Here is a 12,238-nt window from a genome sequence, read left to right on the forward strand (position 1 = left end):
GCCGTCGGCGGCGGTTGCGTCAGAGGGTGGCGGCGATGGTTTCGGTGTAGGTCGGGGTGGTGGTTAGGTATGCCGCCTCGACGTAGATCGTGTTGTTTTGGCAGGTCATCGGTGAGAGGGCGACGCCGGGTTGGGCGGCGTACAGTTGTTGGGGGGTGGGGAGACCGGGGCGCCAGCGGTGGATTTGGTAGGTTTCCTCGCCGGCGGGGGCGATTGTCCTGGTCTCCCAGAGGATCCAGTTGCTGCAGGCAATGATGGTGTCGGTGACGATGCTGCCGAGTGGGCGCGCGGGGGAGTCGCCGGACTCGCGGACGTACGCCTTGCTTTGGTACTGGTCCGGATCGGCCGCGCCGACCTCTGACCACACGGTCGCGCCCTTGATCGTCGCGCCGCTCCATTGGATGCAGTTCGTTGCTGCGGGCACCGGTCTCGCCGGTCCGCCGGAGAGTGCGGCTGTGAGGACACGCTTGCAGCGGCGGGCGGTCTCCGGCGCGACGATCTCGCTGAAGGTGACGCTGTCCGCCGAGACGACCGGGTCCGCGACGTACCCGGGTGCCGCGACGCACGTCACGCTGCGGGACTTCAGCGTTGCGAGGTCGGCGACGATCAGGCAGGACCGGTTCTTCGCGTCGGTGGAGCTGTACGCGAACGTCCCGTCGTACGCGCCGATCTCCGGCTCGGACACCGGCGGCAACCCGCTCGGCGTACTCGCCTTCCCGGTCGTCAGGTCGTAGCGGACGATCCTGATCTGCGGATCCGGCCCCTCCGAGCGGATGTCCTCGACCAGCGCCCACCGGTCATCGATCACGACGGGGGACTGGGCCACGAACCCGGACGCCGGGACATGCCGTACGACGACCTTCTGAGTGCCGCGGTCCGTGATGGTCGTCGTACCGGCCTCGTCGCTCCCGCGCGTGACGACGTACTTGCGCTGCCGAGTGACGAGGTGCTGCCCGTTCACCGGCTGCCGCAACACCTTCCCCCACACCGGCAACGCCGTACCGGTGTCCGTCGGCCGGCCCGGGGTGGAGGCCGACGGACTCGGGGTCTGCGTGGGCGCGGGCGTGCTGTCCGGGGTTGTCGACGAGCAGCCGGCCAGCAGCAGGACAAGGGTGCCTAGGGCAACGGTACGGCGACGCATCACAGGCCGATGTTCTGGAACGAGTTGGCCAGGGTGGCGTTGAACAGGGCGCTGGCCGGGATGTTCTTCGGGCCGTCGGTGACGTTGCCGCGGCTGTTGAACCGGCGTTCGTTGAAGACCTCGAAGATCGCGATGGTGCCCTTCGCGGTGTCGTACCCGCGGCCGACCTGGTAGTGGCCGCTGTGGTTGAAGGCGAGGTACGGGAAGTACCGCTTGAGCAGTTGGGTGTGCTCGATCACCGGGGCCTTGTAGACGCCGAGGTGCTTCTGGTGGACGGTGAAGAAGGTCTTGGTGTTCCAGTTCGAGACGTTCTGCACGATGTAGGTGCCGGCGGACTTCGGCCAGGCGGTCTTCAGGTTCGTCTGCTTCACCATCGCGGAGATCGCCGTACCGGAGGTCGTGGTGCCGAGGTCCTTCGCCCAGGACGCCTGGGTGTCCTTCTGGTTGTCGTCCGCCCAGTCGACGGACTGGAACGTCGCCGGACCGCACCAGTACCCCTTCTCCTGCGAGGTCTGGTACCCCTTCATGATGTACGCCGACGCGGGCGGCGCAACCGGAGCCACCGGAGTCTGCGAGGGCACAGGCGTCGAGGTACCCACCGTGGGCACGGTCCGCGTCGGCACCCCGGTCGGGGTGGACGTGCCACTCGGGGTGGTCGTGCCGGTCGGGGCAGGCGTGTCAGTCGGAGCGGACGACGTGGCTGGGGTGGCTGTGGTCGGGGCGGATGGGGTGGTCGGGCCGGCGGCGCCGGTCGGACTCTGGCTGCTCTGGCTGCTCGGGGTGCTCGGGGTGCTCGGGGTGGTCGGGGTGGGTTCAGGGGTCTGGGGGTTGGGTGGTGGGGTGTTGGCTTCGGCGAGTTGGCGGAGTTCGCGGGCCTTGGTGCGGCCGTTCCAGGCGGCTTGCATCTCGTCGAGTTCCGCGGTGACGCGCTGGCTCTTCGGCATCGCGGCACGCTGAGCTACGAACGCGGCGGGGGTCAGGTCACCCGTCGGGATGTCTTGCTCGGCGTCGACGGCGCCTGTGTCGGCGGCGCGCAGGCTAGGTTGGGTCATCAGTGCGTGCCGGTCGGCGCCGGTCGGCAGTTGGGCGACGAAGCCGAGGCCGAGGCAGTAGTTCTCCGAGTCCAGCTTGAAGCACCGCAGCATCGACGCAGCCTGCGCGGATTCGTCCGCCGACCGCAACTGCATGTCACCCGGCGACGTGTCCGTAACCTGCTTCACCACCTCACTCCACGACCGCGCAACCGGAGCCCCACCCGGGCTGCTGGTGGTGGTTGGCGTAGGCGACGCCCCCGGGCTGGAGGACGGCGTCGTCGTCGGATACGAACTCGGCCCACCGCTCGGCACCGAGCTAGGATCCCCAGCCGGCACCGAGGTCGGCCCGGAAGTGGGCGCGGCAGTGCCCGAGGTGGCGCCCGAGGTGGCGTCCGAGGTAGGGGCCGAGGGGGCGCCCGAGGACGGGGCCGAGGTGGGGGCGGTAGCGCCCGGGGTTGGTACGTAGGTGGGCGCGGCGGGGGTGGGGTGGCGGTGTTCGGGGTTGCGGGGTTGGTAGGCGTGGGCGGGGGCGGGTGCCTGGGCTAGCAGTGCACCCAGGAGGACCAGAGTTGCCCCCCGTGCTGCTGTGAGCATTGGGTCTCCCGAGCGGCGTGTGACGGTAGTGACTGAGGGTACGCCTGGGACCACAGTATGTGCTTGTGGCAACAAACCACAGCCCCCTCCCGCCGGGAATCCACCGTGCGGGCCAACTAGACTGACTCGGTCCCGGTCCGTGGAACCTGTGTGGAGCGTCTGTGTCGGTTCAACCCATCCGTCTGTTCGGCGACCCTGTGCTGATCACCAAGGCCGAGCCGGTCGTCGACTTCGACGCCGAGCTGCGCCGCCTGGTCGCCGACCTCACCGACACCATGCAGGACGCGCCGGGCTCCGGCCTGGCCGCGCCGCAGATCGGCGTCGGCCTGCGGGTGTTCACGTACCACGTCGAGGGCGAGCTCGGGCACCTGATCAACCCCGAGCTGACCTTGTCCGCCGACGAGCAGTTCGGCCCCGAGGGCTGCCTGTCGATCCCGGGGCTGACCTTCGACTGCCGCCGCGCCCAGTCGGTGATCGCGAAGGGCTTCAACATGTACGGCGACCCGGTCGTGATCGAGGGCTCCGACCTGCTCGCCCGCTGCATCCAGCACGAGACCGACCACCTGGACGGCATCCTGTTCGTCGACCGGCTCGACCGCGAGACCCGCAAGCAGGCGATGAAGGCGATCCGCGAAGCCGACTGGTCCGGCCTCGGCGGCCCACCCCAGATCAAGGTCTCGCCCCACCCGACGAACGGATTCGGATTGTGAGGGTCGTCTTCGCCGGTACGCCGGAGCCTGCGGTCACCGCGCTGGAGGCGATCGTTGCCAGCCGCCACGAGCTCGTGGGGGTCGTCACCCGGCCGGACGCGCCGGCCGGGCGCGGGCGCAAGCTCGTCGCCTCGCCCGTGGCGCAGTACGCCGAGGAGATCGGTGGGGTCGAGATCCTCAAGCCGGTCAAGCCGAGCGACCCGGAGTTCCTGGCCCGGTTGCGGGAGATCGCGCCGGACTGCTGCCCGGTCGTCGCGTACGGCGGGCTGCTGCCGCAGGCGGCGCTCGACATCCCGCGGCACGGCTGGATCAACCTGCACTTCTCGGTGCTGCCCGCGTGGCGCGGCGCCCCCCCGGTGCAGCACTCGATCATCTCCGGCGACGACGTGACCGGCGCGAGCACGTTCCGGATCGTCAAGGCGCTGGACGCCGGCCCGGTGTACGGCGTACTCACCGAACCGATCGGCCCCGAGGACACGTCCGGCGACCTCCTGCACCGGCTGGCGGTCTCGGGCGCGAAGCTGCTCGTGGACACGCTCGACGGGATCGAGGCCGGCGTACTCGAGGCGCGCGAGCAGCCCACCGACGGGGTGACGCTGGCGCCGAAGATCAACGTCGAGGACGCCGAGCTGGACCTGACCGCGCCGGCACAGCGCGTCGACCGGCTGGTGCGCGGGTGCAACCCGGCGCCCGGCGCCTGGACGACGTTCCGCGGCGAGCGGCTCAAGGTGCTCGCCGTACGGCTGACCGACGACGAGTTGAAGCCCGGCGAGCTGCGCGCGACCAAGTCGAGCGTCACGGTCGGCACCGGCAGCAAGGCGGTCGAGCTCGTCACCGTCCAGCCGCAGGGCAAGAAGCCGATGGCAGCCGCCGACTGGGCCCGCGGCGTCCGCCTCACTGACGAGGACTTACTGGGGCCGAGCGCGTGACCGACAGAACGCCCCGGAACCGGGCGCCGCAGCGGCGGCCGGACCGGGTACGGCGGGTCGCGTACCAGGTGATCCGCCAGGTGACGGCCGAGGGCGGCTACGCCAACCTCGCCCTCAACAAAGCACTCCGCGAAGCGCGGCTCGGCGGACGCGACGCCGCGTTCTGTACCGAGCTCGTGCACGGGACGCTGCGCTGGCAGGGCACGTACGACGCCTTCCTGGCGCGGAGCGTGTCGCGCGCACTCGACGATCTGGATCCCGAGCTGCTGGACCTGCTCCGCCTCGGATCGCACCAGCTCCTGAACATGCGCGTCGACTCGTACGCCGCGGTGTCGGAGATGGTCACGCTGACCCGCTCCGAGCTCGGCCAGAAACGCACCGGCCTGGTCAACGCCGTACTCCGCAAGATCAGCCAGCGCTCCCTCGACCAGTGGATCGACGCGGTCGCTCCGGCGATCGGCGAGGACCGCCTCGGTCGTCTCGCGATCGCCGAAGCACACCCGCGCTGGGTGATCGAAGCGTTCGACCGCGCGCTGGCAGGCGGCCGGCCGGAGCCGTCCGGCGCGGCGGACAGCGGCGCGGCGGACAGCGGCGCGGCGGCAGATGGGCTGGAGGCGTTGCTTGCCGCGGACAACGAACCGCCGCGGGTGACCCTGGTGGCGCGGCCGGGCCTGTCCGATGTCGACGAGCTGGTCGCGGCCGGTGCGACGCCCGCACCGTGGTCGCCGTACGGCGCGGTGCTCGAAGGTGGCGGCGATCCGGGCCGGATCGCGGCCGTCGCCACCGGGCGTGCCGGCGTCCAGGACGAGGGTTCGCAGCTGGTCGCGATCGCGCTGGCGTCGGCGAAAGTCGACGGCGACGACGCTAACTGGCTCGACCTGTGCGCGGGCCCCGGCGGCAAGTCCGCGCTGCTCGCGTCGCTGGTGGACGGTCAGCTGACGGCCGTCGAGCCCCTCAAGCACCGCGCGGACCTCGTCCGGCAGAACCTGCGTGCCATCGCCGGCGACCACAAGGTGCTCGTCGGCGACGGGACGAAGCCGACCTGGCCGGCGGGCTCGTTCGACCGGGTGCTGGCCGACGTGCCGTGCAGCGGCCTCGGCGCGCTGCGGCGCCGTCCGGAAGCGCGCTGGCGCCGTACGCCGGAGGACGTCGAGGAGCTGCGTCCGCTGCAGGAAGCGCTGCTGGACTCGGCAATCACCTCGGCGCGCCCGGGCGGCGTGGTCGCGTACGTGACCTGCTCGCCGCACCCGGACGAGACCCGCGCGGTGGTCGACGCCGTCCTCGCCCGGCGCGACGACGCGACCCTCGAGGACGCGCGGCCGCTGTTCCCCGGCGTACCGGAGCTGGGGAACGGGCCGGACGTCCAGCTCTGGCCGCACCTGCACGGCACCGACGCGATGTACCTGGCGCTGATCCGGCGCTCATGATCCGCCGCTCATGATGCGGACCCGCTGTCAGGCGCTACCGGCCGAACGGTCATGATAGTGATGTGACAACAACCGCCACCCGCCCGGAGAGCTCGACCCGGCAGCACCACCTCGTCGGCCTCGTCTCCGCCTTCGGGATCGGGATGCTGGTCGCGGTCCAGTCACGGCTGAACGGCGAGCTCGGCGGCCTCCTCGGCGACGGGATCCCGGCGGCGCTGATCTCGTTCGGCTCCGGCCTGCTGATCCTGCTGGTCGCGACGGCGCTCGTGCCGCGGGTACGGCGCGGTCTCGGCAACGTCTGGCGCGCGATCCGGACGCCGATGCGGGGGTACGGCGGCCTGCGCTGGTGGCAGTGCATCGGCGGGGTCGCGGGCGCGTTCCTGGTGGCCACGCAGTCGATCACGGTGTCGGTGATCGGCGTGGCGGTGTTCCTGGTCGCGGGTGTGGCCGGGCAGGCGATCAGTAGCCTCGCCATGGACCGTCTCGGTTTCGGTCCGGCCGGGCCGCAGCCGCTCACCGCGGTACGCATCGTCGGCGCGCTGGTCGCGTTGGTCGCGGTCGGCCTGGCGGTGTCCGAACAGCTGAGTCACCCCGACGGGCTCGTGCTCGCGGTCCTGCCCGCGCTCGCCGGAGTCGGTACGGCGGTCCAGCAGGCGATCAACGGCCGCGTCGCCCGGACCGCCTCCTCGGACGCGTACGGCGCGGTCGCGGCCGGCGTGGTGAACTTCCTGGTCGGCTTCGTCGCGCTCCTGCTCGTCTTCCTCGTCGACCTCGCCGTCCGCGGCGTGCCGAACGCGCTCCCGAACGAGCCCTGGCTGTACCTCGGCGGCGCCTGCGGCGTGATCTTCATCAGCGCGGCGGCCGCCGTGGTCCGGGTCGTCGGCGTCTTCGTCCTCGGCCTCGGCACCATCGCCGGCCAGCTGATCGCCAGCCTGTTCATCGACGTCTTCCTGCCCGTCGCCGACAAGCCAGTCACCACCCCGGTCGTCGCCGGTACCCTGCTGGCCCTGGCCGCCGTCCTCATCGCCGCCGTACCGAACCTCCGCGGCACCCCCTGACCGCCCCGCGGCACCCCCTGACCGCCCCCGCGCAGCGTCCTGACCGCCCCGCGCAGCGTCCTGACCCGTCCCGCGCCGCGTCCCCGGTCCGGCGAACCCTCCACTCGAGTGGGCGCCCACTGAGCTGGAGGGTTGCCCACTGAAAATATGAGGGGGCAACCCTCCAGCTGGGTGGGCAAGGGCGGTCCCGTGGTCAGGTGGCGGGTGCTTCGGCGGGGACCGGGGGTTTGCGGCGGAGGGGGTTGAGGAGGCCTTGGGAGACGGCGACGCCGAGGAGGACGACGAGGCCGCCGACCGGTTGGTACCAGGTGATGTGTTCGTGCAGGACGATCACGCCGACCAGGATCGAGAAGACCGGCATCAGGTACGTGACCATCGACGAGCGGCTGGCGCCGATCAGCCGGATGTTGCGCATGCTGAGCACGAACGCGAGCCCACTGCCCAGCGCGCCGAGCGCAAGCACGCTCAGCACGACCTCCACCGACAGCGACCACGGCGCGGGCGGCGCCTGGAGGGTCACCAGCGGCGCCACGATCGCCAGCTGCACCGTTGCGCAGAGCAACAAGCTCGCGGACAGCGCCGTCCCGGACAACGCCGTACCGGCCAGGAACCGTTTCTGGTAAGGGATCGCGAGCCCGTAGAAGAACGCGGCCAGCATGCACAGCGCCTGCCCGAGCAGGTCCGCGCCGCCCTGCACGCGCCAGGCGCCGAGCACCACGAGCATGCCGAGGAACCCGATCAGCAGGCCGAAGCCGCGCTGCGCGGAGAACGTCTCGGTGCGGAAGATCAGCACCGCGATCGGCAGCACGATCAACGGGGTGATGCCGTTCCAGATCCCGGCGAGCAGTGACGGGATCCGCTCCTCGCCGTACCCGAACAGGGTCCACGGGATCGCCGACCCGATCGCCCCGACCACGAACGAGTGCGCCCACAGCCGCGGGTCCCGGGGCAGCGGCTCGCGCTTCACCAGCAGGATCGCGACCAGTACGGCGGAACCCGCGAGCACCCGCCCGAGCGCCAGGTAGAGCGGCGGCAGCTCGCGCACGCCGACCGAGATGAACAGGAAGCTGCAGCCCCAGATCGCGGCCAGGACCAGCATCGTGGGGAGCCAGGCCCGGACCGGGGCGCTGGGAGTGCTGTCAGGAGTCGTCGCCGTGCTCACTCCTGACATCCTGCACTACATCGCCGGCAGTTCGCGCATTTTTATCCGTATTCGGGCACGGCGTCCGCGGACCCGCGGTGGCGGCTGCTGTCAGGGGTGAGGGAGGATGACGCTCATGAGTTCCTTCCAGGTGGTCGCCGTTCGGAAGCAATTCCCCGCGCTCGACGAGGGTGCGGCGCACTTCGACGGCCCGGGTGGTTCACAGACGCCGCAGGCGGTCGCCGACGCGGTGGCGCGGACCATGACGTCGGCGCTCGCGAACCGCGGCCGGCTGACCGCCGCGGAGCGCCGCGCGGACGAGATCGTGGTCGGCGCCCGCGAGGCGATGGCCGACCTGCTCGGCACCACCGCGCAGGGGATCGTGTTCGGCCGCAGCATGACGCAGCTGACGTACGACTTCTCGCGCACGCTCGCCAAGACGTGGTCCGCGGGCGACGAGGTGATCGTCACCCGGCTCGACCACGACGCGAACGTCCGCCCCTGGGTGCAGGCCGCCGAGGCTGCCGGGGCGACCGTCAGGTGGCTCGGGTTCGACCCCGAGACCTCCGAGCTGGACGACATCGCGCCGCTGCTCACCGACCGCACCCGCCTGGTCGCGGTCACTGCCGCCTCCAACCTGCTCGGCACCCGCCCCGACACGCAGAAGATCGCCGCCCAGGTCCACGAGGCCGGCGGCCTGATCTACGTCGACGGTGTCCACCTCACCGCGCACGCCGCGATCGACGCGCGGTACGCCGACTTCTTCGCGTGCTCGCCGTACAAGTTCTTCGGCCCGCACCTCGGCGCCCTGACCGCGGCGCCCGAGCTGCTCGAGACGCTGCGGCCCGACAAGCTGCTGCCGTCGACGGACGTCGTACCGGAGCGGTTCGAGTTCGGCACGTTGCCGTACGAGCTTCTCGCGGGGACGACGGCCGCAGTGGACTTCATCGCCGGCCTTGGCGGCTCCGGCAGCACCCGCCGCGAGCGGCTCGTCAGCTCGTTCCAACTGGTCGAGGAGCACGAGGACGGCCTCCACGACGACCTGGAGCGCCGCCTGCGGGCGATCCCCGGCCTCACGCTCTACGGGCGTGCCGCGAGCCGCACGCCGACGCTGCTGTTCACGCTCGACGGGCACACCCCGGCCGCCGTCGCGGAGCAGCTCGCCAAGGCCGGCGTGAACGCTCCGGCGGGCTCGTTCTACGCTTACGAGCCGGCCCGGCACCTCGGTCTCGGCCCGGCGGGTGCGGTCCGCGCCGGGCTCGCGCCGTACAACGACCAGTCGGACGTCGACCGCCTGGTGGCCGCACTTGCCGCCTTGACCGGCTCCTCAGGCACTAACTAAAGTCCCTGGGGAAATTAACCCCGAGGGAGTCAGGTGAGAGAACCGAGCGCTGTCTTCGTCCAGGCCGACCCCTCGGACGGACTGAGTACGGCGACCCGTTCCGGCGGGACCTGGTCGGCCGCCGGCGCCACGATCGGGTGGCACGACGGCGCCGTCGAGGTGACCGCGGCGCGGGTCTCCCGGGTGGCGCTGCGCTGGGCGGAGAAGCTCCCGGCCGAGGCGCTGATCCTCGGGGACGCCTGGGAGCGTTCGTACGGCGACCTGCAGTGGCGGCACCAGCAACCCGAGCGGCTGCTGCCGTGGTACTTCCTGGCCCACGACCCGCGGACGGGCGCCACGACCGGCGCCGGTGTCGACGTCCAGCCGAACGCGTTCTGCGCGTGGACCGTCGACGGCGAGGGCTTCACGCTCTGGCTCGACCTGCGCAACGGCGGCGGTCCCACACTTTTGGACGGTCGTACGCTGACAGCGGCGGTCGTGCGACGATTCGAGGACGCGGGTACCCCGTGGCAGACCCTGAACGCAGCGGTCGCCTCCCTGAGCCCCCGGTTATCGGCGCGACCTGAGCCCGCGCCGATAACCGGGCCTGTAGCCGGACCTGTAGCCGGACCTGTAGCCGGACCTGTAGTCGGCGCGAACAACTGGTACTACGCGTACGGCGAGAACTTCGACGAGAAGGCCGTCCTCCAGGACGCGGCCACGATCGTCGAGCTCGCCGACGGCCACCCGGTGAAGCCGTTCAGCGTCGTCGACGACGGCTGGTACCCGGGCGGCATCGCCTCCGGCGGCCCCTGGGACCGCGGCACGCCCGGCGTCTTCGACGACCTGGCCGGTACGGCGGCCGCGATCAAGGCGATCGGTGCGCGCCCCGGGCTGTGGTTCCGCCCGCTGCTGGTACGCGAGCCCGGACCGCGGGCGTCCAACGGCCCGCACGACAAGCCGGGCCGCGCGCTCGACCCGTCGTACCCCGAGGTGCTCGACGGCGTCCGCGCGGACCTGCGGCGGTTCAAGGAGTGGGGTTTCGAGCTGGTCAAGCACGACTTCAGCACGTACGACGTGTTCGGCGGGTTCGGGCCCGCGATGGGGTCGCGGCTGACCGACGACGGCTGGCAGTTCCACGACCCGTCGCGGACCACGGCGGAGATCGTGCTGGCGTTCTACCGCGAGATCCGGGCCGCGGCGGACGGCGTCGTACTGATCGGCTGCAACACGGTCGGCCACCTCGCCGCCGGGCTGGTCGACGTCCAGCGGACCGGTGACGACACCTCCGGCCGGGACTGGGAGCGGACCCGGAAGATGGGCGTCAACACGCTGGCGTTCCGGCTGTCGCAGCACAACCGGTTCTTCACCGTCGACGCCGACTGCGTGCCCTGCACCCCGCAGACACCGTGGGAGCTCAACGAGCGGTTCCTCGACCTGGTCGCGCGGTCCGGTACGGCGCTGTTCCTGTCGATCGATCCGGCCGCGCGGACCGACCGCACGGACCGTGCGCTCCGGGACGGGATCCGGCTCGCGCTCGACGGCGGTACGCCGGGCGGGATCGAGCCGGCCGACTGGCTGGTGAACACCACACCCACTACCTGGCGGGCCTCCGGCGAGACGCTCCGCTACGACTGGTCCCAGCCGTGGGGTGCCGACCCGAATGGCTAGACGGGGGACGAATCTCGATCGCGTCGGAGGGTTCAACGACGCGGTCGTCCTCGATGCGATCCGCCGCTCCGACCAGCTCAGCCGGGTGGAACTCGCCGAGGTCACCGGTCTGTCCGGCCAGGCGATCTCGAACATCGTCCGCCGCCTGCTGGAGGCGGGCCTGGTCCGCGAGGCGGGCCGGTTGCGCGGCGCCGGTCTCGGCAAACCGCGGACCCTGCTCGAACTCGAACCCACCGGCCGGTACTCCGTCGGCGTCCACCTGGACCCGTCCGTCGTCACGGTCGTCCTGCTCGACCTCACCGGCGAGATGGTCGCCCGGCGGCCGGTCGACCAGTACGCCGACGACCCCGACCTGCTGATCGACGGCATCGCGAAGACCATCGAGGAAGTGATCGCCGAGGCCGGCGCGGCCCGCGACCGCGTCACCGGCGTCGGGATCGCGGCGCCCGGGCCGATCGATGTCGAGCGCGGTGTGGTCGTCGACCCGCCGAACCTGTCCACCTGGCACCTGGTCCCGCTCCGTGACGCGCTGGGCGAGCGGACCGGGCTGCCGGTCGTGATGGACAAGGACGTGACCGCCGCGGCCGCCGCGGAGAAGTGGGCCGGTCAGGGCGGCAGCTTCGTGTTCTTCTACCTCGGCACCGGCGTCGGCGCCGGGCTGGTGGTCGGCGACGAGGTGATCCGCGGCTCGTCCAGCAACGTCGGCGAGATCGGTCACGTGATCGTCGATCCGGACGGCCCGGTCTGCTACTGCGGCCGCCGCGGTTGCGTTGGCGAGTCCAGCCAGCCGCGCTACCTGGTCCAGCAGGCGGTCGCGGCCGGAGTACTTGCCGCAGGCATCGACCTCGACGACCGGCCGGCCGTCGAGGAGGCGTTCGTCCGGCTGTGCGCGCTCGCGGCGGGCGGCGCCCCGGCCGCGCGCGGGATCGTCGTACGGCTGGCCGACCGGATCGCCAAGGTGGTCGAGGACATCGCGAACCTGCTCGACCTGGACCGGGTCGTCTTCGGCGGCCCGCATTGGGAGCCGCTCGCCCCGGTCCTCGGCGACGCCGTCCGGGACGCGCTGGCCGGACGGTTCCTGCTCCAGGCAGTGCACCCGTTCGAGGTCACCGGTACGGCGCTCGGCTCGGACGTCGGCGCGATGGGCGCCGCGAGCCTGATCCTCGACACCACGTTCTCACCCAACCCCTCACTCGTCGGTGAAAGGTAGTT

Annotated in this window: 10 protein-coding genes; 7 read left to right on the forward strand and 3 right to left on the reverse strand. The window is 71.5% G+C overall.

Annotated elements, in window-relative coordinates; translation table 11 throughout:
* Window positions 1-19: 19 nt before the first annotated feature.
* Both ABN611_RS28355 and ABN611_RS28360 read right to left on the reverse strand, forming a co-directional pair.
* Window positions 20-1,141 (reverse strand): hypothetical protein, encoded by a 1,122-nt coding sequence (locus ABN611_RS28355; protein ID WP_350281698.1) that lies wholly within the window; start codon window positions 1,139-1,141, stop codon window positions 20-22.
* Window positions 1,141-2,361, reverse strand: a complete 1,221-nt coding sequence (locus ABN611_RS28360; protein WP_350275293.1) for a C39 family peptidase — start codon at window positions 2,359-2,361, stop codon at window positions 1,141-1,143. Before ABN611_RS28360 ends, ABN611_RS28355 begins: the two co-directional genes overlap by 1 nt.
* A 569-nt stretch (window positions 2,362-2,930) precedes the next feature.
* Between ABN611_RS28360 and def the strand changes: the two genes are divergently transcribed.
* The 4 genes from def to ABN611_RS28380 all read left to right on the forward strand — a co-directional run bounded on the left by def (window position 2,931) and on the right by ABN611_RS28380 (window position 6,893).
* Window positions 2,931-3,479, forward strand: coding sequence for a peptide deformylase (gene def, locus ABN611_RS28365; RefSeq protein WP_350275294.1), 549 nt, complete (start codon window positions 2,931-2,933; stop codon window positions 3,477-3,479).
* A complete protein-coding gene (fmt, locus tag ABN611_RS28370) occupies window positions 3,476-4,408 on the forward strand; it encodes a methionyl-tRNA formyltransferase (RefSeq protein WP_350275295.1) in 933 nt (310 codons plus the stop codon). Before def ends, fmt begins: the two co-directional genes overlap by 4 nt.
* Window positions 4,405-5,835: a transcription antitermination factor NusB gene (locus tag ABN611_RS28375; protein WP_350275296.1), complete on the forward strand. Its 1,431-nt coding sequence runs from the start codon at window positions 4,405-4,407 to the stop codon at window positions 5,833-5,835. The genes fmt and ABN611_RS28375 overlap by 4 nt, the downstream gene beginning before the upstream one ends.
* A 62-nt stretch (window positions 5,836-5,897) precedes the next feature.
* The gene (locus tag ABN611_RS28380) at window positions 5,898-6,893 is read left to right on the forward strand and encodes a DMT family transporter (RefSeq protein ID WP_350275297.1); all 996 of its coding nucleotides are present in this window, start codon (window positions 5,898-5,900) and stop codon (window positions 6,891-6,893) included.
* Between the two features lie 193 nt (window positions 6,894-7,086).
* On the opposite strand, the gene ABN611_RS28385 is transcribed toward ABN611_RS28380, so the two are convergent.
* Entirely contained in the window at window positions 7,087-8,055 is a 969-nt protein-coding gene (locus ABN611_RS28385) for a DMT family transporter (protein ID WP_350275298.1), read from the reverse strand.
* Between the two features lie 115 nt (window positions 8,056-8,170).
* Here ABN611_RS28385 and ABN611_RS28390 point away from each other — a divergent pair, with 115 nt between their 5' ends.
* Genes ABN611_RS28390 through ABN611_RS28400 form a run of 3 tightly spaced genes read left to right on the forward strand, consistent with a single transcriptional unit; the run spans window position 8,171 to window position 12,236 of the window.
* Complete coding sequence (locus tag ABN611_RS28390) at window positions 8,171-9,376, forward strand: cysteine desulfurase-like protein (protein ID WP_350275299.1); 1,206 nt, start codon at window positions 8,171-8,173, stop codon at window positions 9,374-9,376.
* Between the two features lie 33 nt (window positions 9,377-9,409).
* Window positions 9,410-11,026 carry a hypothetical protein gene (locus ABN611_RS28395; protein WP_350275300.1) on the forward strand — a complete coding sequence of 539 codons (1,617 nt, stop codon included), beginning with the start codon at window positions 9,410-9,412 and terminating at the stop codon, window positions 11,024-11,026.
* Window positions 11,019-12,236 carry an ROK family transcriptional regulator gene (locus ABN611_RS28400; protein WP_350275301.1) on the forward strand — a complete coding sequence of 406 codons (1,218 nt, stop codon included), beginning with the start codon at window positions 11,019-11,021 and terminating at the stop codon, window positions 12,234-12,236. Before ABN611_RS28395 ends, ABN611_RS28400 begins: the two co-directional genes overlap by 8 nt.
* Window positions 12,237-12,238: the final 2 nt, after the last annotated feature.

It is taken from the genome of Kribbella sp. HUAS MG21 (genome assembly GCF_040254265.1).
Classification (GTDB): domain Bacteria; phylum Actinomycetota; class Actinomycetes; order Propionibacteriales; family Kribbellaceae; genus Kribbella.

Excerpts from the sequence above, each read along its gene's own strand:
- ABN611_RS28400 (WP_350275301.1), top strand. The coding sequence starts at position 11,019 with ATGGCTAGACGGGGGACGAATCTCGATCGCGTCGGAGGGTTCAACGAC.
- ABN611_RS28390 (WP_350275299.1), top strand. The coding sequence starts at position 8,171 with ATGAGTTCCTTCCAGGTGGTCGCCGTTCGGAAGCAATTCCCCGCGCTC.
- ABN611_RS28355 (WP_350281698.1), bottom strand. The coding sequence starts at position 1,141 with ATGCGTCGCCGTACCGTTGCCCTAGGCACCCTTGTCCTGCTGCTGGCC.